Annotated in this window: 22 protein-coding genes and 3 pseudogenes; 14 read left to right on the forward strand and 11 right to left on the reverse strand. The window is 61.5% G+C overall.

The genetic code is table 11. The features are described 5' to 3' along the window. Positions 1 to 43 precede the first annotated feature (43 nt). The 4 genes from codA to E3Z29_RS12615 all read right to left on the reverse strand — a co-directional run bounded on the left by codA (position 44) and on the right by E3Z29_RS12615 (position 4,558). Positions 44 to 1,291, reverse strand: coding sequence for a cytosine deaminase (gene codA, locus E3Z29_RS12595; protein WP_134785910.1), 1,248 nt, complete (start codon positions 1,289 to 1,291; stop codon positions 44 to 46). A 14-nt stretch (positions 1,292 to 1,305) separates the two neighbouring features. After that, the gene (codB, locus tag E3Z29_RS12600; protein ID WP_134785911.1) at positions 1,306 to 2,577 is read right to left on the reverse strand and encodes a cytosine permease; all 1,272 of its coding nucleotides are present in this window, start codon (positions 2,575 to 2,577) and stop codon (positions 1,306 to 1,308) included. Positions 2,578 to 3,026: 449 nt separating this feature from the next. Further along, positions 3,027 to 3,383, reverse strand: a complete 357-nt coding sequence (gene queD / locus E3Z29_RS12610; protein ID WP_007915588.1) for a 6-carboxytetrahydropterin synthase QueD — start codon at positions 3,381 to 3,383, stop codon at positions 3,027 to 3,029. Between the two features lie 95 nt (positions 3,384 to 3,478). Continuing rightward, positions 3,479 to 4,558, reverse strand: a complete 1,080-nt coding sequence (locus tag E3Z29_RS12615) for a patatin-like phospholipase family protein (RefSeq protein ID WP_134785912.1) — start codon at positions 4,556 to 4,558, stop codon at positions 3,479 to 3,481. A 261-nt stretch (positions 4,559 to 4,819) separates the two neighbouring features. On the opposite strand from E3Z29_RS12615, the gene E3Z29_RS12620 reads away from it, so the two are divergent. From E3Z29_RS12620 to E3Z29_RS12635, 4 genes are read left to right on the forward strand one after another with little or no spacing between them, the layout of a single operon-like run. Next, positions 4,820 to 5,128 (forward strand): PepSY domain-containing protein, encoded by a 309-nt coding sequence (locus E3Z29_RS12620; RefSeq protein WP_027614000.1) that lies wholly within the window; start codon positions 4,820 to 4,822, stop codon positions 5,126 to 5,128. Continuing rightward, positions 5,128 to 5,439 (forward strand): PepSY domain-containing protein, encoded by a 312-nt coding sequence (locus tag E3Z29_RS12625; RefSeq protein ID WP_027613999.1) that lies wholly within the window; start codon positions 5,128 to 5,130, stop codon positions 5,437 to 5,439. Before E3Z29_RS12620 ends, E3Z29_RS12625 begins: the two co-directional genes overlap by 1 nt. A gap of 3 nt (positions 5,440 to 5,442) precedes the next feature. Beyond that, a complete protein-coding gene (locus tag E3Z29_RS12630) occupies positions 5,443 to 6,111 on the forward strand; it encodes a response regulator transcription factor (protein ID WP_003223514.1) in 669 nt (222 codons plus the stop codon). Beyond that, the gene (locus E3Z29_RS12635) at positions 6,108 to 7,421 is read left to right on the forward strand and encodes a sensor histidine kinase (protein WP_134785913.1); all 1,314 of its coding nucleotides are present in this window, start codon (positions 6,108 to 6,110) and stop codon (positions 7,419 to 7,421) included. Before E3Z29_RS12630 ends, E3Z29_RS12635 begins: the two co-directional genes overlap by 4 nt. 124 nt (positions 7,422 to 7,545) lie before the next feature. Here the strand turns inward: E3Z29_RS12635 and E3Z29_RS29910 are convergent, their stop codons facing one another. Both E3Z29_RS29910 and E3Z29_RS29915 read right to left on the reverse strand, forming a co-directional pair. Further along, on the reverse strand, positions 7,546 to 8,301 hold the full coding sequence (locus E3Z29_RS29910; RefSeq protein ID WP_371262551.1) for a methyl-accepting chemotaxis protein: 756 nt from the start codon (positions 8,299 to 8,301) through the stop codon (positions 7,546 to 7,548). A gap of 150 nt (positions 8,302 to 8,451) precedes the next feature. Next, positions 8,452 to 9,792 (reverse strand): annotated as a pseudogene (locus tag E3Z29_RS29915) (cache domain-containing protein); the annotation flags it as partial. Positions 9,793 to 10,110: 318 nt separating this feature from the next. Here E3Z29_RS29915 and E3Z29_RS12650 point away from each other — a divergent pair. The 3 genes and pseudogenes from E3Z29_RS12650 to E3Z29_RS29925 all read left to right on the forward strand — a co-directional run. Beyond that, the gene (locus E3Z29_RS12650) at positions 10,111 to 11,430 is read left to right on the forward strand and encodes a Na+/H+ antiporter family protein (protein WP_097087731.1); all 1,320 of its coding nucleotides are present in this window, start codon (positions 10,111 to 10,113) and stop codon (positions 11,428 to 11,430) included. A gap of 195 nt (positions 11,431 to 11,625) precedes the next feature. Continuing rightward, positions 11,626 to 12,402: pseudogene (locus E3Z29_RS29920) on the forward strand (cache domain-containing protein); the annotation flags it as partial. A gap of 312 nt (positions 12,403 to 12,714) precedes the next feature. Continuing rightward, positions 12,715 to 13,308: pseudogene (locus E3Z29_RS29925) on the forward strand (methyl-accepting chemotaxis protein); the annotation flags it as partial. A gap of 217 nt (positions 13,309 to 13,525) precedes the next feature. Here the strand turns inward: E3Z29_RS29925 and E3Z29_RS12660 are convergent. Continuing rightward, positions 13,526 to 14,461, reverse strand: a complete 936-nt coding sequence (locus E3Z29_RS12660; RefSeq protein ID WP_134785914.1) for a LysR family transcriptional regulator — start codon at positions 14,459 to 14,461, stop codon at positions 13,526 to 13,528. A 113-nt stretch (positions 14,462 to 14,574) separates the two neighbouring features. Between E3Z29_RS12660 and E3Z29_RS12665 the strand changes: the two genes are divergently transcribed. From E3Z29_RS12665 to E3Z29_RS12680, 4 genes are all read left to right on the forward strand, one after another. Then, positions 14,575 to 15,060 carry a DMT family transporter gene (locus E3Z29_RS12665; protein WP_134787562.1) on the forward strand — a complete coding sequence of 162 codons (486 nt, stop codon included), beginning with the start codon at positions 14,575 to 14,577 and terminating at the stop codon, positions 15,058 to 15,060. Positions 15,061 to 15,064: 4 nt separating this feature from the next. Then, on the forward strand, positions 15,065 to 15,520 hold the full coding sequence (locus E3Z29_RS12670) for a DMT family transporter (protein WP_095138734.1): 456 nt from the start codon (positions 15,065 to 15,067) through the stop codon (positions 15,518 to 15,520). 95 nt (positions 15,521 to 15,615) lie between these two features. Continuing rightward, positions 15,616 to 16,875: an IS256 family transposase gene (locus E3Z29_RS12675; RefSeq protein WP_134785915.1), complete on the forward strand. Its 1,260-nt coding sequence runs from the start codon at positions 15,616 to 15,618 to the stop codon at positions 16,873 to 16,875. Between the two features lie 991 nt (positions 16,876 to 17,866). Next, positions 17,867 to 18,034: a metallothionein gene (locus E3Z29_RS12680; protein WP_081730276.1), complete on the forward strand. Its 168-nt coding sequence runs from the start codon at positions 17,867 to 17,869 to the stop codon at positions 18,032 to 18,034. A gap of 22 nt (positions 18,035 to 18,056) precedes the next feature. On the opposite strand, the gene E3Z29_RS12685 is transcribed toward E3Z29_RS12680, so the two are convergent. Further along, positions 18,057 to 18,329 (reverse strand): hypothetical protein, encoded by a 273-nt coding sequence (locus E3Z29_RS12685; protein WP_098968039.1) that lies wholly within the window; start codon positions 18,327 to 18,329, stop codon positions 18,057 to 18,059. 40 nt (positions 18,330 to 18,369) lie between these two features. Beyond that, positions 18,370 to 18,597, reverse strand: coding sequence for a DUF6555 family protein (locus E3Z29_RS12690; protein WP_027613849.1), 228 nt, complete (start codon positions 18,595 to 18,597; stop codon positions 18,370 to 18,372). A gap of 136 nt (positions 18,598 to 18,733) precedes the next feature. Here E3Z29_RS12690 and E3Z29_RS12695 point away from each other — a divergent pair, with 136 nt between their 5' ends. The 3 genes from E3Z29_RS12695 (at position 18,734) to E3Z29_RS12705 (ending at position 20,882) form a co-directional block, all read left to right on the forward strand. Further along, complete coding sequence (locus tag E3Z29_RS12695; RefSeq protein ID WP_134785916.1) at positions 18,734 to 19,510, forward strand: helix-turn-helix domain-containing protein; 777 nt, start codon at positions 18,734 to 18,736, stop codon at positions 19,508 to 19,510. Positions 19,511 to 19,722: 212 nt separating this feature from the next. Beyond that, the gene (locus tag E3Z29_RS12700; protein ID WP_007969534.1) at positions 19,723 to 19,896 is read left to right on the forward strand and encodes a DUF1427 family protein; all 174 of its coding nucleotides are present in this window, start codon (positions 19,723 to 19,725) and stop codon (positions 19,894 to 19,896) included. A gap of 29 nt (positions 19,897 to 19,925) precedes the next feature. Further along, positions 19,926 to 20,882: a zinc-binding alcohol dehydrogenase family protein gene (locus E3Z29_RS12705; RefSeq protein ID WP_134785917.1), complete on the forward strand. Its 957-nt coding sequence runs from the start codon at positions 19,926 to 19,928 to the stop codon at positions 20,880 to 20,882. Between the two features lie 120 nt (positions 20,883 to 21,002). Here E3Z29_RS12705 and E3Z29_RS12710 read toward each other — a convergent pair whose 3' ends face one another. Both E3Z29_RS12710 and E3Z29_RS12715 read right to left on the reverse strand, forming a co-directional pair. Continuing rightward, complete coding sequence (locus tag E3Z29_RS12710) at positions 21,003 to 22,025, reverse strand: purine nucleoside permease (protein ID WP_134785918.1); 1,023 nt, start codon at positions 22,023 to 22,025, stop codon at positions 21,003 to 21,005. Positions 22,026 to 22,040: 15 nt separating this feature from the next. Then, on the reverse strand, positions 22,041 to 23,000 hold the full coding sequence (locus E3Z29_RS12715; RefSeq protein ID WP_134785919.1) for a nucleoside-specific channel-forming protein Tsx: 960 nt from the start codon (positions 22,998 to 23,000) through the stop codon (positions 22,041 to 22,043). Between the last annotated feature and the right edge of the window lie 403 nt (positions 23,001 to 23,403).

Consider the following 23,403-nt stretch of genomic DNA (forward strand, 5'->3'; position numbering starts at 1 on the left):
GAGCTGGCTTGCCAGCGATGAGGCCATCAGCCTGACAAAAGTTTCAGATTTGTCCGCCGCTGAACGCCACCACCGGCATCTGCCGCTGCATCAGCACCTTGCCGCCACGAATCGAATACAGCGGCAGGCCCTGGCTGCGGATCACTTCGTAGTCGCTGTCCGCCGACAGAATCAGCAGGTTCGCCGGGCGCCCCTCTACCAGGCCATAACGCTCGCCCAGGTGCATGGCCTTGGCACTGTTGTCGGTGACCAGATCCAACGCGTTCTGCAGGTTGCGGTAACCGAGCATGTGGCAGATGTGCAACCCGGCTTCCAGCACCCGCAGGATGTTGCCGTTGCCCAGCGGATACCAAGGATCGACGATCGAGTCCTGGCCGAAACACACGTTCATCCCGGCCTCAAGCAATTCATTCACGCGAGTCACGCCACGGCGTTTCGGGAAGTTGTCGAAGCGCCCCTGCAGGTGAATGCTTTCGGTCGGGCACGAGACGAAACTGATCCCGGAATGCCCGAGCAGGCGGAATAGTTTGGCGCAGTAGGCATTGTCGTAAGAACCCATTGCCGTGGTGTGGCTGGCGGTGACCCGCGCACCCATGTCGCGGCTGCGCGCCTCTTCGGCGAGCACCTCAAGAAAGCGCGAGTGCGGGTCGTCGGTCTCGTCGCAATGCACATCGACCAGGCACCCGGTGCGCTCGGCCAGATCCATCAGAAACTTCACTGAACTGACGCCCTGATCACGGGTGTACTCGAAATGCGGAATGCCGCCGACCACGTCGGCGCCCATGCGAATCGCTTCTTCCATCAGCTCGCGACCGTTGCGGTACGACTCGATGCCTTCCTGGGGGAACGCGACGATTTGCAGATCGATCAGGTGCCGGGATTCTTCGCGCACTTCGAGCATCGCCTTGAGCGCGGTGAGTTGCGGATCGGTGACGTCGACGTGGGTGCGCACGTGCTGGATGCCGTGTGCGGCCAGGGCCTGGATGGTCTTTTTCGCGCGGGTCTTGGTGTCTTCTTCGGTGATGGTGACTTTGCGCTCACCCCAGCACTCGATGCCCTCGAACAGCGTGCCGCTCATGTTCCAGCGCGGCTCGCCAGCGGTCAGCGTGGCGTCGAGGTGGATGTGCGGCTCGACGAAGGGCGGCACCACCAGATTGCCGCCGGCGTCGAGGTCGCCGGGGTTGAGGGTCGGGGCTTCGGTCTGGCGGCCGATGCTGCGGATCAGGCCGTCTTCCAGGTGCAATTCGTGCAAACCGTCCTGGTTGCGCAGTCGGGCGTTGATGATGTGCATCAGGCGAATCCTTCTTATAGGTCTGGTAGTGGCGCACTGGCGCGACGGGCGCCGAGCAGGCTGGTGACGATGACATACGTTAGCGCGGCGGCGGCAATCCCTACCAGCGGCGCGACCCAGGGCGAGTGGAACGCAGTGAGCGTGCCGACCGCGTAAGCCCCCAGCCCCGGCCAGTTGAACGCCGGCAGCCGTGCGTCGGCCAGACGTGGATAGCGCCCGCGCCAGCGGAAGAAAAAGTCGGCCATGATCACCCCGCCAATCGGCGGAATCACCGTACCGAGCAGAATCAGGTACGGCACCAGCATGTCGTACATGCCCAGCAGGGCGAGCAGGGTGCCGATCACCGCGCCGGCCAGGGTCACGGTTTTGCGCCGCCCGGTGCGCAGCAGGTTGCAGCCGGCGACGGCGAAGTTGTAGATGGTGTTGTCCTGGGTGCTCCAGATATTCAGTAGCAGCATGGCCATTGCGGCCATGGCGAAACCTTGCAGCAGCAACACTTCAACCACGTCGGGCTGCTGATAGACGATTGCGCCGTAGGCACCGATCAGCACCATCAAGCCATTGCCGATGAAAAATCCGATCAGGCTCGCCAGCACGGCAACCCGTGCCGAGCGCGAGAAGCGTGTCCAGTTGGTCGCCTGGGTCGCGCCGCTGACGAAGGTGCCGAACACCAGCGTGATCGCGGTCGACCAGTCCAGCGAACCCGTAGGCACCACGCTGAGCAAACCATCGAGGCCACCGACTTTTACCGTCGCGACCCACATCGACAGCATCAGCAGCAACATCATCGCCGGCACTGCGATGTACGACAGGATCTCCAGGCCGCGATAACCGACATACGCCGTGGCGCAGAACACCAGGCCGAACAGCACCATCAGGCCGAGCACCGTGCCTTGCTCCAGATCGAAGTATTTGCCGAGCACCACGGCGGCGGTCGCAGTGCCCCAGGCGTACCAGCCGATCTGGGTGAAACCGAGGATCAGGTCGCTGAGCTTGCTGCCGACTTCGCCAAAACAGAACCGCCCCATCAGCACCGAATTAAGCCCGCTCTTGAAGGCGATATAACCGAGGCCTGCCGCATACAGACCGAGCAGCAGGTTACCGACGATGATCACCGCCAGCATCTCGCCAAAACTGAACGCCACTCCGAGCTTGCCGCCGGCGAACATGGTTGCGGTGAAAAACGTGAAACCAAGCAACACCATGGCGGTCGAGGCCAGGCCTTTTCGCGCATGCATCGGGACTTCGCTGAGGGGGTAGTCGTTGCCGGGATCGTTCTGCGTCATGGGGCGTTCCTTGCTGGATTGGGGAGACGCGAAGCAAGTTGCAGTGGTCGTGCCAAAGACCGTTATGCGGATTATGTATAGCCGAGTCAGGGATTTCGGCGCGAAAGCAGTGCACCAGAACACATACAGGCCCAATGTGGGAGCGGGCTTGCTCGCGAATGCGCCCGGTCAGCCAATGCAGATGGCGACTGATACACGGCTTTCGCGAGCAAGCCCGCTCCCACAGTTTTGAACTGTGTGGGGGGGGCAGATGTCGGGGATGTCGCGGTAAGCCAAAAAGCACAGGCATAAAAAAACAGCCTCGGGGGCTGTTCTCTATTTTCCTGACAAAACATCAATCCTTTGTAGGAGTGAGCCTGCTCGCGATGGCATCGGCACATCTGAAATCAATGTGTCTGACAAACCGCTATCGCGAGCAGGCTCACTCCTACAGGGGGGATTGTGTTGGATCATTCACCGCGATAGATGCAACCGCTGGTGCAGGTCTCGTGAATGCGGATCGCGCTGAGTTCCGGCAGCAGGGGCTTCATTTCATTCCAGATGAATTTGGCCAGGACTTCGCTGGTCGGGTTTTCCAGACCGGGAATGTCGTTCAGGTAGTTGTGGTCCAGACGCTCGTACAACGGCTTGAAAATCGCCTTGATCTCCGAGAAGTCGCGGATCCAGCCGGTGTGCGGATCGAGGTCGCCGCTCAGGTGCAGCGCCACTTTGAACGAGTGACCGTGCAGGCGTCCGCACTTGTGGCCGTCCGGTACGTGCGGCAGGCGGTGGGCGGATTCGAAAGTAAACTCTTTGAAAATTTCCACAGTATTTTCGGCTCTGTTCAGGTGGCGTTCGCCGCAGCGATTCGGGCAGGCGGCGAGTTTACCAGCTTGTGTTTGGCGATGCGGGAAAACACTGACTAAAGGGTCAGCAAGCGTTCGGCGAGGCGACCGTTGGCCGCCAGTTCGAGAAACTCGTCGCCGAGACGGCGGCTTTCGTCCATCGCCGCGTGCCAGTATTTCTGCCGACTCGGCGCATCGCCCATGAAGCGCTTGAAGTCGTTACGGTCGGGAAGTTTGCCGTAGGGCAGGCGCGCCAGATATTCCTTCGATGGTGCGAGCAACAGCACGTCCTGCAAGCGCTCCACCGAGGCACGGCGCCACGGCAGGGTCTTGTCGAACCAGCCGGGAATCACCCGGTCGGTGAAGTGCGGATAGAGCACGATGCCGTCGCCGCTGTAGGGCAGGTCGAGGTGATAGTCGAGCAGCCCGCCGTCGCGGAACGTGCCGGTACCGGCGCCCGGCAGGTCGCGCACGCCTTCCATGACCATCGGGATCGATCCCGAGGCCAGCAGCGCCTGGCGCAGATTGCCGGCGTCGAGGGCGACGAAGCGCGACGGAAAGTCATTCAGCGCATTCAACGGCGGGGCAAGGCGCGGGTCGTGAATGATCAGGCGTTCGAAGTGCCGCGACAGCCGCGCGCGACCGCGCAGGTTATCGGCAATCACCGAGCCCAGCGCCAGACCGAGGCGGCCACGATGATCGTCGGCCAGGCGTCCGTGGCTTTTCACCACCATGATGTTCAGGCGGTAGTCGGCGTTGTTGAGGATGCTGGCGTCGCGGCCGTCGAGCAGGTCATTGAGCATGCGCTGCGAGCTCTGGCTGATCTCGGCCATGGTCACGCCTTTGTTGAAGTTCTGCTCGGCGTACAACTGACCGAGGCGGCGGATGCCTTCAGCGGCGTCCGGCAGACAGGCGCTGGCGAAGCGCCAGGAACCGACCGACGCGCCGATCAGCGAGCGCTCACGCGGCGCGCTCGGCAGCCACTCACCGAACAACGCCAGATCCAGCCCTTGAATCCCCAATGCCTTCGGCCCGCCGGCCGCACCGGGCAGGGTGCCGACGTCAGCGGCGTTCAGGCCTTGGGCACGAATGCGCGCCATGGCCCGTGGGCCGGCCTTGAGGGTAAGGGCAGGGAACTTGATGTGGATGGCTGTCATACCGGTCTCGATCGTTAGCAAGCTTTGGATTATAGGCGCACTACTTGACCCTGTGGGAGCGGGCTTGCTCGCGAAAGCGGTGTATCAGTCGCCATCATTACTGCTGACCCACCGCATTCGCGAGCAAGCCCGCTCCCACAGGGTTTTGCATGAATCTGCAAATGAGGTTGGTGTCAGGGGCAATGATGGCAATTCAGTTTCAGTTAAGTTCGCACCGCTATGGTGCCGACCGTAGCTGCACATAAAAACACGGAGACACCCATGAAAACCCTGACTGCCCTGTCCATTGCCTCGATCATCGGCCTGACCGCCAGCCTCGCCCACGCCCGCGATCTTGGCCCCGATGAAGCCCTGCGCCTGCGCGACGCTGGTACTATCGTCTCCTTCGAGAAGCTCAACGCCACGGCGCTGGCCAGACACCCGGGCTCGACCATCACCGAAACCGAGCTGGAAGAGGAGTACGGCAAGTATGTCTACCAGGTCGAAATGCGTGATCCGCAAGGGCTGGAGTGGGATCTGGAATTAGACGCGGTCACTGGGCAGGTTCTCAAGGATCATCAGGATACGTAATGAAGGTTAATGTTCGCGCCACCAGCCGCACGGCGTTGGCGCTTGTAATTGTTTGCTCGGCGGCGATGGCCCGCGACCTCGATCAGGACGAAGCGCTGAAGCTGCGTCAGCAGGGCGTGATCCTGCCGCTGGAGCAGGTGCTGCAACAGGCGCTGGATCGCTATCCGGGGGCCAAACTGCTGGAGGTCGAGCTGGAGGAAAAGCACGACGTTTATGTTTATGAAGTCGAGCTGCTGACGGTCGAGGGCGTGGCGCGCGAGCTGCACCTGAAAGCCGATACCGGCCAATTACTCAAAGACAAGGAAGATTGACCGATGCGTTTGCTTCTGGTGGAAGACCACGTGCCGCTCGCCGACGAACTGATCGCCGGCCTGCAGCGCCAAGGCTACGCGGTGGACTGGCTGGCGGACGGACGCGATGCGGTCTATCAGGGTAGCAGCGAGCCCTATGACCTGATCATTCTCGACCTCGGCCTGCCCGGCGTTCCCGGGCTGGAGGTGCTGGCGCAATGGCGTGCCGGTGGCCTGTCGACCCCGGTGCTGATCCTCACCGCCCGCGATTCCTGGGCCGAGCGCATCGAAGGCCTGAAGGCCGGCGCCGACGATTACCTGACCAAACCGTTTCATCCCGAAGAGCTGCATTTGCGGGTGCAGTCGTTGCTGCGCCGCTCCAAGGGCCAGGCCAATCAGCCAACGCTCAAGGCGGCCGGCCTGCATCTGGATGAAGGTCGCCAGTGCGTGATCCGCGACGGCAGCGAGATTCAGCTGACTGCCGCCGAATTCCGTCTGCTGCGTTATTTCATGCTGCACCCGGAACAGATCCTGTCGAAAACCCACCTCGCCGAGCACCTCTACGACGGCGAAACCGAGCGCGATTCCAACGTCCTCGAAGTTCACGTCAACCACCTGCGGCGCAAGCTGGGTAAAGCGGTGATCGAAACCCGTCGCGGCCAGGGTTACCTGTTCGGCGGGCAAGCTTCGTGAGGTCGATCCAGCGCCGTTTGAGCCTGGGCTTGATCAGTGTGATGGTGATCGTCGGTCTGGTGCTGGCGCAAACCAGTCTGTGGTTGTTCGAAGTCGGGTTGCAGCGTTATCTCGAGGCCGGTCTGCGCAACGACAGCGAAAGCCTGCTGGTCGCGCTGGTGCGTGGCCCGCAAGGTTTGCAACTGGATGAGCGGCATCTGTCACCGGCCTATCAGCGACCGTTTTCCGGGCATTACTTCCGCATCGATTTTGCCGACAGCCACTGGCGCTCGCGTTCGCTGTGGGATCAGGATCTGCCGCTGCTGGAGCACCCGGGTTTGCACAGCAACCTGCAACTGGGCCCGGACGGTCAGCAGTTGCTGGTATTGCGCTCGGACTATCGACGTCTGGGGCAGTCGATCTCGATCAGCATCGCCCAGGATTACACCCCGGTGCGCGAGAGTTTCCAGCGCATGCGCCAGATCGGCCTCGGGCTGGGCCTGGCCGGTTTGCTGCTGATTCTGCTGCTGCAACGGCTGACGGTGCGTCGCGCGTTGAAGCCGCTGGAACGGGCGCGCGAGCAGATCGCCCAGTTGCAGCAGGGCCAGCGCTCGCAACTGGACGATCAGGTGCCGGTCGAGCTGGAGCCGCTGGTGGCGCAGATCAACCATTTGCTGGCGCACACCGAGGACAGCCTCAAGCGTTCACGCAATGCGCTGGGCAATCTGGGACATGCGCTGAAGACGCCGTTGGCGGTGCTTTTGAGTCTGGCGTCGAGCGAAAAACTCGATGCCCACCCGGAGCTGCGCAAGATCCTCAAGGAACAGTTGGAGCAGGTGCAACAGCGGCTCAATCGCGAGCTTAATCGCGCGCGGTTGTCAGGTGATGCGCTGCCCGGTGCGCTGTTTGATTGCGATGCGGAACTGCCGGGATTGCTGGCAACGCTGAACATGATCCACGGCGAGCATCTGGCGTTGAGTTACGTCGCGCCGCCGGGGCTGCAACTGCCGTGGGACCGCGAGGACTTGCTGGAACTGCTCGGCAACTTGCTGGACAACGCCTGCAAATGGGCGGATGCCGAGGTGCGCCTGAGTGTGATCGAACGTACTGACGGTTACGCCCTGAGCGTTGAAGATGACGGCCCGGGAATTCCTGAAGAGCAACGCACTCAGGTGTTCAGCCGTGGCACGCGGCTCGATGAGCAGACTGACGGGCATGGTCTGGGGCTGGGGATTGTGCGCGATATTGTCGAGACGTGGGGCGGGTTGCTGGTGCTGGGCGAGAGTGAGTGGGGCGGGCTGAAGGTGGTGATCGAGTTGCCTAAACGCTAACCCCTGCCTGCCAAAGAACTGTAGGAGTGAGCCTGCTCGCGATTGCGCCGATACATTCGAAATCAATGTGTCTGACAAACCGCTATCGCGAGCAGGCTCACTCCTACAGGGACGGTGATGGTTTTCAGACCCGGAACTGATCCATCAGACTCTGCTGCTGATTCGCCAGGCTGTTCAGCGACTGGCTCACCCGCGCCGACTCATTGGCCTGTCCGGACAGCGATTCGGTCACGTCACGAATGGTCGCCACGTTGTTGTTGATCTCCTCGGCCACCGCGCTCTGTTCTTCCGCCGCGCTGGCGATCTGCAGGTTCATGTCGCTGATCACCGTCACTGCATCGCCGATCTGGCGCAGTGCGGTCACCGCTTGCCCGACCTGTTCGACACTGCCCTGCGCCTGACGATGGCTGTTGCCCATCGACCCGACCACATCCTGGGTGCCGGTCTGCAATTGCTCGATGACCTGACGGGTTTCTTCCACCGACTCTTGGGTGCGACGGGCGAGGTTGCGCACTTCGTCGGCGACCACGGCAAAACCACGCCCGGCTTCACCGGCGCGAGCGGCCTCGATCGCCGCGTTGAGCGCCAGCAGGTTGGTCTGTTCGGCGATGGCGCGGATGGTTTCCAGCACGGTGCCGATCTTTTCGCTGTTGGCAGCCAGGCCTTCGACCTGAACCATCGCCGCGCTCATGTCGGCGGCGAGGGTGTCGATGCTCGCGGTGGTGCGGTCGATCACGGTCAGGCCCTGACGGGTGGCGCGGTCGGCGTCCTTGGCGGCTTCGGCGGCTTGCGCGGCGCTGCGTGCGACGTCCTGCGCGGTGGCGCTCATTTCGTGGGAGGCGGTGGCGACCTGATCGACCTGACGGTATTGCTGCTCCATGCCGGCGCTGGTCTGGGTGGCGATGGCCGAAGACTGGTCGGCGGTGTTGCGTGCGTCCTGCACCGAGCGTTTCACTTCGGCGATGATCGGCTGCAGCTTGTCGAGGAACTTGTTGAACCAGCCAGCCAGTTGACCGAGTTCATCCTGCTTGTCATAGGCCAGACGCCGGGTCAGATCACCTTCACCACTGGCGATGTCTTCGAGCATGTGGGCCACGCCGAGGATCGGTTTGGTCACGCTGCGCGCCATCAGCCACACCAGCAGCAGGCCGACCAATGCCGCCAGCACGCCGAGGCTCAGCTCGATCAGGGTGCCGGAGTTGTTGCTCGCATCCAGTTGCTGCTTGAGCGCTTCGGCGCGGCTGACCAGCACCTTTTCCGGCACGTCGAGCAACACGCCCCACGACGGCCCACCGGGGATCGGCTGGAACGGCGACAGCACTTTCAACTGGCCGTTGCTGTGCAGGCTGCTGACGCTGCTGCTGGCCGCGAGCTGACGCAGCAGTTCAGCGCCGCTGACGGTGTCCACGGCATCCAGACGCTTGCTCAGCTTGCTGGCGTCCGGGCTGTAGCCGGCGAGCAGGCCGGTGGGGCTGATGATGCTCACGGCGGTCTGGCCGTCGTAGAGTTTTTTGCTCGCGCCCTGGCTGATCGCCTGCAGGCTGTTGAGATTGATGTCCACCGACAGCGAGGCGATGACTTTGCCGTTGACCATCAGCGGGAAGACGATGCTGGTCATCAGCACGTTCTGACCGTCGATCACATAGAAGTACGGTTCGATCACGCACGGTTTGAGCGTGGTGCGCGGGCAGGTGAACCAGGCGTTGGCCGCCTGACCGCTGGGGCCGGTGCTGGTGTCGGCCATGTCGCTTTCCGGCAGGGCCATCGAGGTGACTTTGCCGGGCGTCGGCTGCGACCAGTACAGGGCGAAGCGGCCCTTGTCGTTGCTGCCCAGCTCGGCCTGACCGGCGAACAGTTCATCCTTGCCATCCAGCGCGTTGGCTTCGAACACCAGCGACAGACCGAGCAGATCCGGGTTGGCTTGCAGGGCGGACTTGACCTGGCGGGTCATGTCTTCGCGCAGGTCGAAGGCGTCGAGGAAGCGCTTCTCGGCCTGTTCGCGCAGGAACAGCACCTGCCGCGAGAAACCGTGACCGTATTGATAGGCGTCCATGAACTGCTGGCGAATCCCGGCCGCCTGCACCTCACCCTGCGACTCAATGCGCGCCTGGGCCGACTCGGTCAGCATCTCCATGCTCGAAGCCTTCACCAGCTCGGAGCTGTGCTCCATGCGATACAGCGAAAGACCCACCAGCAGGGTCACGATGCCCGCCAGGCACAGGCCGGCGAGCAGGGTGATTTTCCATTGAATGGAAAGTTGTCTGAGCGACATGGAGACGTCCTTATTCGATAAATATCTGAGACTTTGCACTGTAACGGCCGCGTTTCGGCTTTCTTTATTGTTCAAGCGCAATATGACCAATTGCCGCATGCTGGCGATCAGATACCTGTGGTGAGGGGATTTATCCCCGATGGGGGGGGCGAAGCCGCCCTCACAATCGTTCAGAGAAATTGCATAGTCAGGTTTGGCGACTGCTGCGCAGCCGATCGGGGATAAATCCCCTCGCCACACGGTTCTCCATTGCCCGTTACATTTCAGTTCAGCCGCTCGCTTTGACACCGCCGCCACTCTGCGGCACAGTGCGCGCCCTTCTAATAAGACCCTCTTTGCAAATCCGCCGGTTAACCGTTGGCGGACTCATCCTGTCTGGCGGTGATGATCTCATCGCAGTGTTTTTGAGGTAGTGAAATGAATGCAGTGATTGCTGCGGTCGGCGTCATGCTGATCCTCAGCCTGTCCCGTGTGCACGTGGTGATAGCCCTGATCGTCGGTGCGCTGGTCGGTGGCCTGACCGGTGGTCTGGGCATTGACGCCACGCTCAAGGCGTTCAACAGCGGCCTGGGTGGCGGGGCGACGGTGGCGTTGTCCTACGCGTTGCTCGGCGCTTTCGCCGTGGCGATTGCCAAGTCCGGCCTGGCCCATGCGCTGGCCGACAAGGCCCTGGCGATGGTCGATCGTCAGCATTCGACCGGCGGCGGCAGCGTCAAGTGGCTGCTGATCGGCCTGCTGTGGGTGGTGGCGATTGCCTCGCAGAACATCCTGCCGATCCACATTGCGTTCATCCCGCTGCTGGTGCCGCCACTGCTCTATGTACTGACCAAGTTGCAGCTCGATCGCCGGTTGATCGCCTGCGTCATGACCTTCGGCCTGATCACCCCGTACATGGTGTTCCCGGTGGGGTTCGGCAACATTTTCCTCAACCAGATCCTGCTGGCCAACGTCAGCAAGGCCGGGGTCGATATCAGCCAGATCAACGTCATGCACGCCATGGCGATTCCGGCGCTGGGCATGGTCTTCGGCCTGTTGCTGGCGGTGTTTTTCAGCTATCGCAAGAAGCGCGTTTACGATCTGCAGAAGATCGAACAAGTCGAGCAAGTCAGCGTGGCGTACAACCCGAAGACCATCGCCATTGCCGGTCTGGCGATTGCCGCCGCGTTCATCATTCAGTTGCTGCTGGATTCGATGATTATCGGCGCACTGGCCGGGTTCCTGATTTTCTCGGCCTCGGGCATCGTCAAGTGGCGTGAGACCGACGACCTGTTCACCGAAGGCATGAAGATGATGGCGATGATCGGCTTCATCATGATCTCCGCCTCGGGTTTTGCCGAAGTGCTCAAGGCCACCGGCGAAGTGCGCTCGCTGGTGGAAAGCGCGGCGGCGTGGATCGATCACAGTCAGGCGATCGGCGCGCTGTTGATGCTGCTGGTGGGCCTGATGGTGACCATCGGTATCGGCTCGTCGTTCTCCACGGTGCCGATTCTGGCGGCGATTTTCGTGCCGCTGTGCGTGCAGCTGGGCTTCAGCCCGATGGCCATCGTGTGCATCGTCGGCACCGCCGGGGCGCTGGGCGACACCGGCTCGCCGGCCTCGGACTCGACGCTGGGCCCGACCTCCGGTCTGAATGTCGATGGCCAGCATCACCACATCTGGGACACCGTGGTCCCGACCTTCCTGCACTACAACCTGCCGCTGCTGGCGTTCGGTTGGGTGGCCGCGATGGTCCTCTAAACCCGCCAATCCTCTGTGGGAGCGGGCTTGCTCGCGAAAGCGGTGTATCAGAAACATAAATGTTGACTGACACGACGCCTTCGCGAGCAAGCCCGCTCCCACAGAGGAATGCGGTGAACCCCCGCTCAACTTTTGCTTTCGCGTGCCGTTAACGCCTTTAACCACGCCAATAAAACCAAAAGAGTGAGCCCCCCCATGCGCTTGAGTCTCAAGGCCAAAGTCCTGTCCCTTGCCGTCCTGCCGGTGCTGCTCTTTGCGCTGGTCATCAGCCTGACCACGCTGTTTATCCTCCAGCAACAGGCGCACACCGAAGTCGAACAGACCCGCGAGCGCCTGCTCGCCGACGCCAAGGCCACGCTGCAAAGTTACGTCGCTGTGGCCATGACCACGATCAAACCGCTGTACGACGCAGCCGCCCCCGGTGACAACGCGGCGCGGGCGCAGGCGATCAAGCTGCTGTCGGGCATCCGCTACGGCAAGGACGGCTACTTCTTCGGCTACGACTCCGAGACCGTGCGCCTGTTCAAGGCCAACGACCCCGAAGGCGTGGGCAAAAGCTTCAAGGACAACCGCGACCCGAATGGCGTCTACGTCAACCTCGGCCTGGTGAAAGTGGCGAAGGAAGGCACCCACTATTTGCAATACAGCTCGCCGCTGCCGGGCAATGCCAGCGTGCTGGTGCCGAAACTCGGCTACACCGAGTACCTGGCGAAGTGGGATATGGCGGTCGGTACCTCGGTCAACCTCGACGGCATTGAAGCGCAAGTGGCAGTGGTCGAGGCGCAAGTGCAGGAGCGCATGCAAGGCGTGATCCTCAGCATCGTCGGCGTGGCGGTGCTGGTGCTGCTGGTGATTGCCATCGCGGGGATGCTGCTGGCCAACACCATTCTGCGCCCGTTGAACCTGATGAAAGCCAACCTCGACGACATCGCGGCGGGCGAGGGCGATCTCACGCGCCGGTTGAACATCACCAGCCAGGACGAACTCGGCGAACTGGCCGGCTCGTTCAACCGCTTCGTCGACAAGATCCACGGTCTGGTGCGGCAGATCACCGAGATGACCACGCAACTCACCGGCCTGGTGACCCAGGTGTCGGATCAGGCCCAGCGTTCCGATCAGGCGATGGAGCGTCAGCGCCACGAGACCGATCAGGTCGCCACGGCGATCAACGAGATGTCCGCCGCTGCCCAGGAAGTCGCCAAGAGCGCGCAGAACGCTGCGGTCGCCGCGCAGCAGACCGACGAAGAAGGCCAGAGCGCCAAACGCGTGGTGGCCGGCAGCATCAAACAGATTCATGCGCTGGTGGATGACATTCGCAGCAGCGGCGTGTCGCTCGACAGCCTGCAGCAGGACGTGTCTTCGATTGTCGGCGTGCTTGGGGTGATCCGTTCGATTGCCGAGCAGACCAACCTCTTGGCGCTGAACGCGGCGATTGAAGCGGCGCGTGCCGGGGAGGCCGGGCGCGGTTTTGCGGTGGTGGCGGACGAAGTGCGGGCACTGGCCAGCCGCACGCAGATCAGCACCCAGGAAATTCAGGGCATGATCGATCGTCTGCAAGCGGGTACCCAGTCGGCGGTCGAGGCGATGCGCCGTTCCAGTGAAGCGGGCGATGGTACTTCGGCGCAGGCCAATCAGGCCGGGGCGTCGCTGGATGCCATGGCTGACCTGATCGCGACGATCAACTCGATGAACGCGCAGATCGCCAGCGCGGCCGAGGAACAAACGGCGGTGGCCGAAGAGATCAACCGCAGCGTGCATCAGATCGCGGTGGCGGTAGACAGCGTGGCGGATGAGACCCAGTTGGGCGCGCAGACTTCGCGCAGTCTGGCAGAGCTTGGGCAGCGGTTGGGCAAGCTGGTGGGCCAGTTCCGCATCTGATAATTGTGTGAATCTTCAAGCGGGCCCTCACCCTAGCCCTCTCCCGGAGGGAGAGGGAACCGACCGCAGCGTCTCGCGTCATACATCGACCTGAAAAAACCAGTCGATTATGGATTCAAAGCCGATCGCTCACGTCAGCGTATCTCTTGACTATCCCCCGATCAGTCCCCTCTCCCCCCGGGAGAGGGCTAGGGTGAGGGGCTTTTGATTTTCAGCTTCAAGGTCTGTCCCAGTACGGCACTTCACCAAAGCACTCGACAAAGAAATCAATTACCGTCCGCACCTTCACCGACAACCTTCGACTCCCCGGCCACAGCACTGCGATCTGCTGCGGCTCCAGGCTGTTCGACACCTGATACTCGCGCAACACCGGCACCAGCGTGCCTTCGCGCACCGCTTCACCAATCAACCAGGACGGAAACATCACCAGCCCCAAGCCTTGTTCGGCGGCCTGGGTGAGGGTGTCGGCGTGGTTGCCAGTGATCGGGCCTTTGACCGAGTAAGGCGTCCAGTCGTCCTGATCCTGACGGAAAAACCAGCGTTGCTGACCGGTCGCACCTTTGTAGGCCAGGCACTGGTGTTGCGCGAGTTCGTCGGGATGCTGCGGCGTGCCGTGACGCTTCAGGTAAGCCGGGCTGGCCGCGACCTGAAAGCGGTGCGGCGCCAGAATCCGCGCCTGCATGCTCGAGTCGTGCAGCGGGCCGATGCGGAACAGCAGGTCGGCGCCTTCCTGCAACGGGTCGACGTAATGGTCGGTCTGCTGGATGTCCAGTTGCAGCTTCGGATAGCGCGCGCACAACTGACCGAGCCACGGCGTCAGATGCCGTTGGCCGAACACCACCGGCGCGTTGATCCGCACCAGCCCGGTGGGTTCGCTTTGCTGCTCCTGCAACGCCTGCTCGGCCTCTTCCAGTTGCACCAGCACCAGCCGCGCATGGTGGCCGAGCATGCGCCCGGCCTCGGTCGGCGTCACGGCGCGGGTGTGGCGGTAGAGCAATTGCTGGTTCAGCGCCTGCTCCATCAACTGGATCTGCCGTGAAATTGAAGAGGGCGCCACGCCCTCGCGCCGGGCGACTTCGGAAAAACTGCCGTGGTCGAGCACTGCCACAAACAGCCTCAGCGCCTTGAATCCCAGTTCGTTCAGCCCATGCATAGATCGTCCTGCTGTGCGAGTTGCGCAAAAGTGTTGTCCGGATGCTCCCATTTATCGCACAGCTGCGCCAGCCGATAATCCGCGCCATCGTTTACTTGCGTGGGTTTTGGATGATGCAGACATTGGATGAAGTGAGTGTGGCGGCGCCGGCGACCCGGTCGTGGTTGCGCCTGTTGTTGCTGCCGCTGGTGATTCTGGCTGGCATGGGCCTGTCGGTGGAGGCCGGGTTACTGGGGCCGCTGGGGCAGCAGGTCGGGCATCTGTGGGCGACCTTGAGCATCTTCGGCGTGGGTTCGGCGATTCTGTTTTTGCTGCTGTTGTTCGCCGGCCCGCAGAAAGGCCCGGCGCTGACCGATCTGCCGCGCTGGCAATTGATCGGCGGCTTTCTCGGGCCGATGTACGTGGTAGTGCTGACCCTGGCGACGCCGCATATCGGGATCGCGATGACGATGATCGCGATCCTGTCCGGGCAGGTCGGCAAGAGTGTGCTGATCGACCATTTCGGCTGGTTCGGCGCGACGCGCAAGAAGGTCAATGCCGAGCGCTGGCTGGCGTTGGGGTTGATAGTGGTGGCACTGGTTCTGATTGCGCGGGGTTGAGAATATGAGTCTGGTTATTTTGTTGGCAGTGGTGGTGTTGGCTGGCGCGGTGTTGAGTGTCCAGGCGGCGATCAATGGGCGCCTTGGTGAAAGCGTCGGGGTGTTGCGCAGCAGTTTGCTGACGTTTTTCGTCGGGGCGGTGGTCACCGGGTTGTTGATTGTGTTTTTTGAGCCGGCGCATGCGGTGAGTTTGCTCGATGTGCCGAAGTGGCAGGTCTGCGGGGCGCTGTTTGGCGTGGTTTACATGATGGTCATGGTTGGCGCGGTGCCTGTTGTGGGGACTGCGGTGGCGACTGTTGCGGTGATTGTTGGTCAACTTGGGATGGGGATGTTGATCGACAATTTTGGCTGGCTGGGGAATCCGGCGATCGAGCTTTCGTCCTCGCGGGTGTTGGCGATGGTGTGTCTGGGGTTGGCTTTGGTTTTTATGTATCGGAGTAGTGTTCGTCGTTCTGATTGAGATTGGGTGTATATCCGTTGCTGCGGTAACGGCCACTTAGGGTGGGAGTGTCATAAATTTTGTGTTCGGGCATAACATGTCGCAGAGGTGCATGTATGCCGACCAAAAAGAGACCGGCCCGAGAGGCCCAGCGTGACCTTCCTTCCATTCCCCAAGAGCTGATCGACCAGTTCGTCAGCGGCCCGATGAGTGCCGACGCTATTCAGGATGCCGCGATGGCGTTTAAGAAAGCGCTGATCGAGCGAGCCCTTGGCGCCGAGATGGGGCACCACCTTGGTTATCCTCAGGGCGCGGAGCGCCCTGAGGATTCGAGTAATCAGCGTAATGGCAGAAGCAGCAAGACCGTGCTGACCGAAGACGGCCCGTTGCGTCTGGATATTCCCAGAGACTGCGACGGCAGTTTCGCCCCGATCCTGATCCCCAAGCACGAGCGCCGTTTCACGGGTTTCGACGACAAAATCATCGCCATGTATGCCCGTGGCATGAGCGTTCGCGAGATTCGTGCTTTCCTCTCGGAACAGTACGGCACAGATGTCTCTCATGACTTCATCAGCTCCGTCACCGATGCGGTTCTGGAGGAAGTCAGTACCTGGCAGCAACGCCCGCTTGAGCCCATGTATCCGGTCATTTTCTTCGATGCTCTGCGGGTCAAGATCCGTGACGAAGGCGTGGTTCGCAATAAGGCCATCTACTTGGCTCTGGGCGTGCTGCCGGATGGGACCCGAGATATTTTGGGGATCTGGATCGAGAACACTGAAGGTGCCAAGTTCTGGATGAAGGTCTTCAATGACCTCAAAACCCGGGGCGTCGAAGACGTGCTGATCGCGGTAACTGACGGGCTCAAAGGTATGCCGGAGGCTTTGAGTGCGGTGTTTCCAGAGACAACGCTGCAGACATGCATCGTCCATTTGATCCGCAACAGCCTTGATTACGCGGCGTGGGACAAGCGCCGTGAACTGGCCAAGGCCCTTAAGCCGATTTATCAAGCTCTCAATGCCGATGTCGCCGAACAGGCTCTGGACGCCTTCGAAGCGGGGCCGTGGGGCAAGCAGTATCCGACGATAGCGGCGGCTTGGAGACGCGCCTGGGAGCGGGTTATCCCATTTTTCGTGTTCCCACCCGCGATACGCAAAGTGATCTACACCACCAACGCGATCGAAAGCATCAATTCGCAGTTACGCAAGATCATCAAGACAAGAGGCCACTTTCCAACCGATGAGGCGGCGACAAAACTGATCTGGCTGGCGCTGAAAAACATCACCGCCAACTGGGGCAGCGCCGCCCATGACTGGAAAAGCGCCATGAATCAGTTTGCGGTTTTATATGGAGACCGATTCATCAGGCCGAACTGGTGAAATGAAGGCCTGCCTGACGGCAGGCCATTACCGGCCCGCACACAAAAAATCTGACACTCTCCTTAGGGTTTCGCCCTTACGGCGACTCACTTTTTTTACAAACGCCTAAAAAAAGTAAGCAAAAAAACGCTTGCTCCTACGTTCGGCCCGCTCGCTGGGGCTCGGGTCCCTTCGCTCCGGGCTCCATCCGGGCGCAGCGCCTCCGGTTTGCTTCGCTGCACCTCCTCTCGCTGTGTTTGGCTGCGCCAAACGGTCGCTGCGCTCCCACCCCCGGATGAATCCCTCCACTCAGCCTTCCGACGTCGCCCGTGGATCAAGATCAAAAGCTGCAGCCGAGCTTGCGCTCATCCTGTTGAGTGGTGGAAAAGCATGCGGTCGGCTTGTGTTCTGTGTTGGATCTACCCCTCACCCCAGCCCTCTCCCGAGGGAGAGGGAGCCGATTTTTGAGCCTTTCAGAACCTGAGTTCGACTGGGTGTTTCACGTCGGCGCACCTCTCCCAAACACCGCGATCAGTTCCCTCTCCCTCCGGGAGAGGGCTAGGGTGAGGGGCTCTTGATCTGGCTTTTGATGTGGCTTTGGCTTTTGATCTTTTGCCCCTTCGGCAGGCCGAGCGAAGGTGTTCATCCGGGGGGTAGGCGCGCAGCGCCATGCGGCGGAGCCGCATCCATCGAGAGGAGGTGCAGCGAAGCAAACCGGAGGCGATGCCCCCGGATGGACACCGTAGCGAGGGAACACTGAGCCTAAGCGAAGTGCCGTACGCCGGGGCAAAGCCTTTTGGGTTACCTTTTCGGCGTTTGGAAAAGGTGACTCGCTGTAAGAGCGAAACCATAGGAGGCCGTTACCGCAGCAACGGATATACACCCAATCCCCCCAAAAAACCCAGATCAAAAGATCGTCCGAACGCGGCCCGAGCCTTCGTCAGCTCCTACACTGGTATTTACGGCTTATCCCAAAAGCCCAGACAACCACCAAAAAAAGGAGTCTGCCCCCATGCCCGATAGAAAATGCGACTGCCCCAACTGCAAATGCACGATCAAGGAAGGCGACCACGCCTACGCCGTGCACGGCAAACACTATTGCTGTGAAGCCTGCGCTCACCACCACAAGGGCGGTGAAGAGTGTTCAAGCAAAGGCTGCCATTGCGCCCACCCCAAATAACCGCGCGCAAAAAAAGTGGAGCCTAATCAGGCTCCACTTGCAGTTTCAGGCTTTCATCATCCAGCCGTTCGGTACGGCGCACCGTGCCTTGCAGTCGTCGCCCGTCAACCCTGACCACCACGGTTTTCGCCTGGTCGAGGTCTTCCGGTAACGGCGCCGGCACACGCAGGGCGAAGCTATACGGGTCGTCTTCGACAGCCTCAAGACCCACCCGACAGTCCACGCTTTTGGTGATACGTCCGAACAGGGTGTCCAGTCCGTAATCCAGATGCGCCGGGCTGAAGATGCTGGTCATTGTGTACGCCCCCAAAGAGTCCCCATCGCCTGACGAGAGTCTAGCTCGCCGGTCGCCATGTGACGTTTTCCACGCCGAATTTCTCCGCCATCGGTTTGCTGGTCTTTTGCACTTTTTCCCGGCCGAAACGCGGGATGCGACCCACACCGGCGTCGCAGCTTGCCCAGTGCCACGCCTCGGCGTTGTCCATTCTGTCCGAGCGGATAATGAACGACTTAGGCGTGCCGTGAAGGGTGTAATCGATGACAAACAGTTTTGCGTTGTTCATAAAGCCCGTAATCCTCCCTGTGGTATTAGAAGGATCGCGGCGCGTCGGGAAAATTCACTCGGATTGTCCGACGGTATCTATCGTTGTCGACGCTGTGACCGACTGGTTACCATGCGCCTTCCGCCAACCCCAATGAATGCTCGCCATGGCCCTCGCCGCACCCCCCGATCTCACGGATACCGATGTGCCGGTGCAACCGCTGGCGCGTACCTATCCGCGTGGTTTGTTCATCGAGCCGCACGAGCATGTCTGGGGGCAGTTGCTGTATGCGATGAGCGGGGTGATGTGGGTCGAAACCCCGCATGAGGCGCTGGTGGTGCCGCCGCAGCGGGCGGTGTGGTTGCCGCCCGGGGTGCCGCATGGAATTCGCGTGGTCTCGGACTTGCAAATGCGCAATATCTACCTGCGCCCGGTGCTGGCGGCAACGCTGGATCCGACGGTGCAGGTGATCGAGGTCGGTGGGCTGTTGCGTGAGTTGATCGTCGGGCTGGTGGAGCAGGGCGACAGCGGTGAGCCGGCTTATTACGACGCCTTGGTCGGGCTGGCGTTGCTGGAGCTCAAGCGTGCCCGGCGCTCACAATTGAAGATCCCGCTGCCGGACGATTCCGACCGGCGCCTGATGAATCTGTGCCAGGCGGTGATGGCGGCACCGTCGCTGGACATTCCGTTCGAACAGCACGCGGAAAACGCCGGGGCGAGTGTGCGCACGCTGGCGCGGTTGTTCAAGGAAGGCCTGGGCATGGGCTTCGCCGAATGGCGGCGGCAGGTGCAACTGGCGACGGCGGTGGCCGAGTTGATTCAGGGCGTGCCGGTGAGTGCGATTGCTCGGGAGCTGGGGTATTCGCCGAGCAGTTTCAGTGACATGTTCCGGCGCGAGCTGGGCGTGGCGCCTTCGCAATTTACGGCCACCTGAACGCAATCCCTGTGGGAGCGGGCTTGCTCGCGAAAGCGGTTTGTCTGTGAAGGATAAAGTGACTGACCCGCCGCCTTCGCGAGCAAGCCCGCTCCCACAGGGGATGGTAGTGAACGCGGGGAGTTGGCCGAAATTCAGAAGTCCTTGGCCGACACCTCTGCCGATCCTTCCCTAGACTTTGCCCATTCCTTTCACGCGGCGGAGTTTCCCCCATGAACTACCTGATTTCGCTGGCCATCGGTCTCGGTGTCGGCCTGCTCTATGGCGCGCTGGATTTTCGTTCCCCGGCACCTCCGGCCATCGCGCTGGTGGGGCTGCTGGGCATGCTCGCGGGTGAGCAGCTGTGGCCGATGGGCCGGCAACTGGTCGCCGGTTGGCTGTCCTGAATTCCTTTTTCCCTTTGATGGATGTCCTCATGAAAGCACTGCAATTCGATAAAACCGGCGATCTGTCTTCCCTGCATTTCGTCGACGTACCGACCCCGCTGCCCGGCGCTGATGAAGTGCTGGTCGAGATCAAGGCGGCCGGTCTTAACCCCAGCGATGTGAAGAACGTGCTCGGGCGATTTCCGTACACCACGTTGCCACGGATTCCCGGGCGCGATTTCGCCGGTGTCGTGGTCGAAGGCCCGCAGGCGTTGCTCGGTCAGGAAGTCTGGGGCACCGGGCGTGAACTGGGCTTTTTCGCCGATGGCTCGCACGCGCAGTTCGTCAAACTGCCGGCCAATGGCGTGGCGCACAAACCGTCGCACTTGAGTTTCGCCCAGGCCGCCAGCCTCGGCGTGCCGTACACCACGGCGTGGGATGCGCTGGAGCGTAGCTTGGTGACGGCTGAAACCCGTTTGCTGGTGATCGGTGGCGGCGCGGTGGCCACGGCGGCATTGGCGTTGGCCAAGGTGCGCGGTGCGCAGATCCTCGCGGCAGCGCGGCGGCCGGAGCAGGTCAAGGAGTTGCAGGCGCAGGGCTTCCAGACGATTCAGCTGGATAAACCCGAAGACCTCGGCGCGCAGGTCAGCGCGGTGTACAGCGGTGGCGCTGACGTGATCTTCGACACCACCGGCTTCTGGCTGCCGGCCTCGGTGGCGGCACTGGCAGCGTTCGGCCGCATCGCGATCATCGCCGCACCGGTCGACGGCCATGTGCAGTTGCCGGCGCTGGTGTTGTACCGCAAGGGCGGTTCGGTGGTCGGGATCAACTCGCTGCTGTACGGCGTGCAAGCCTGTGCGGCGATGCTCGAGCAGTTTGGGCGGTTCTTTGATGAGGATCTGTTGCCGTTGCCGCAGGGGTTGGTGGAGGTGCCGCTGGCGGAGGGGTTGCAGCGCTATGCGGAGGTGAATCAGGGCAGTGGCGACAAGGTCATCCTGATTCCCTGACACCGCAAAACAACTGTGGGAGCGGGCTTGCTCGCGAAAGCGGTGTGTCAGCGAAGCAAGTATTGGCTGATACACCGCATTCGCGAGCAAGCCCGCTCCCACATTTTTACCGTGTTGTACTCAGGATTGCGGAACGCCGTTTTCCCACGCTGACCAGTGTTTCAGAATGTCCTGCACCAGCGGATTGCCCGCGCGGTAGAGGTTTTCCAGCGCCGGCACGAACCCGCCCTGATCGGCGTATTTCAGCAGATTATCCACTTCACTGCCGCCCGGTGCCGGCCGATCAAAGTCAGAGCCGGCACGCACCACGGCCAGACGCTGCACATCCACCAGACCTTCGCGACTGGCACGCAGCAGCGCTTCATAGGTGGAGTTGTCTTCCTGTTGTGTGGTGCAGTATTCACCCTTGTTATCGGTCAGCAGTTTGGTCCAGACCTCGGCGCGTTCGCTCAGGCGTGTACCGGAGAACCAGGTGTTGCCCGCCAGCGTGTCGCAGCGCGTGACCACGGGCGGCTGATTGGCCGGGGCCGACGGGTATTTCCGGCGCCACGCCGCCGACTCCTTGCTCTCGCTCAGTTCGACCTTGTGGCTCAGGGCGAAGGCTTTGGCCTGCAGTGTCGGGTTGAGTTCGAAGACTTCGGTCTTGTAGTCCAACGGCGGTTTTTCGTTCGGGCCTTTGGTGTTGATGCCGAGGTAACCGGTCGGCCAGCTCGCCGGCACATCGCGCGAATCCAGCTCCCATTGGGTACCGAATTCCACCAGGTAATGCGCCCACGCCGCAGTGCCGATGGTCCCGTGCTTCGGGCTGATGCCGGCGATACCCGCGATCAGGAAGTAGCTTTTGCGCAGATCGAATTTCGGCGACAGGGCCAGGGCCAGGGTCGAGGCGGCAGCGTTGGTCTGGCCCATGCCGGTGGTCAGCAGACACACCTGCTGGCTGTTGCAGCGAATGCTCGGGTACTCGGCGGACAGCCCCGGCACGCGGATTTCCTGCTTGAGGTCGAGGCGCTCGATCCAGTTCTGCGCCTCGGGGGCGAACATGGTGATCAGCACCACTTTCGGCTGGATCGGCGCTTCAGCCGCCCACGCCGTGGAAGAGAGCAGGGCCGCAGCGGCCAAGGTCAGACGCGTCATTGCTTGCATGAAAATCTCCTTGATTCAGAACTGGTAGCCAATGCCGGCGTAGTAACCCCAACCGTTGGAGCGCGCGCGGAAATTGCCGTCGCCGAAGTTCAGCTCGCTGCCGTCTTCCCAGTTGCCGCCGTTGTGGAAGTAGCGACCGACCAGGGTGAAGCGCAAGTGGGTGAATGAGTACAGCAACACGTTGGTCGCCACTGTGGCGTTGGCGGTGCGCGCCGGGTTGTCCTTGTGGATGTCGGAGCCGAAATCGAAGTTGGTGAAGCCGATGTAGGTCAGCGACGCGCCGTTGCTGAATTTGTCGATGGGCACGATGTACTTGAGCTGCGCGCGGTAGCCGTCCCATGAATACTCATTGCTCGCGCCGTAGTTTTCCCACTGGTAGCGCCCGTACAGGTTGGCCGACAGGTTGACCCGCGAATGGGTGTCGATGTCGGTGCCGAAGCCGCTGTACAGGGTGTTGGCGCGGTTCTCTTTACGGCTGCCGTGATCGTAGATCCAGTCGAACGCCACATACCATTCCTTGAACGGGCCGATGGCCAGGCTGCGGCCGGCGAGGTAGTCGATGGAGATGCGCGGCTCGTGTTCCATGAACACCGGTGAGCCGTGATCCCACACGCCTTTGTCGTGGCTGTTGCCGATGTTGAAGATCTTCGGAATGTCGACGTAGCCGTACAGCTCGAACGGACCCTTGCGCCCGAAGTACTCGTATTCCAGGTAGATATCGTCGGCCGGTTGCGGCCCGAAGCTGATGTCCTTGCTGCCGATCAGTGTCAGGTCCTGGTTGTACCAGTCCGACAGGTAAGCGCCTTTTTTCGGCGGGGCAGCTTCCGGGCTGAGGGCCTCGCCCTGAGCGGACTCTTCGGGCAGCGCCGGTTGCGCCAACGCGCTGTGGCTGAGAACTCCGGTAACGCCGGTCAGTAGCAGGGAAACAGCAAACGTGCGCGCAAATGGGGCGCGAAGACGGGAAGCAGCGTGCATTCAAAGTCCTTTTTTTGCGGATCGAGGCCCGGATTCTGCGGGTCTGTACGGTTTTGTTACGAAAAAGCCGTTATAGGCAGGTCGCAAACGTTTGCACAAGGCGTACCAGTTTTCCAGATACACCCATTTCCCCTTGTGGGAGCGGGCTTGCTCGCGAAGGCGTCGGGTCAGCTGACACATCCTTCTCAGATACACCGCTTTCGCGAGCAAGCCCGCTCCCACAGGGTTAGTCAGGTGTCGCCAAACCCAGTGTTTACTGACCGAAACCCGCGTTCTAGACGGTCCTAGTATTAAAGTATTAACACCATTTAATCAGTGCCCCATTGCGGGGCGTCTACTAGCTTGTCAGCCAAGACGCGGTTTTGTGATGACCGTCGCAGTCTTGATTCGCGTGTGGAATAAG

The organism is Pseudomonas sp. S150, from assembly GCF_004526365.1.
Taxonomy (GTDB): Bacteria; Pseudomonadota; Gammaproteobacteria; order Pseudomonadales; family Pseudomonadaceae; genus Aquipseudomonas; species Aquipseudomonas putida_A.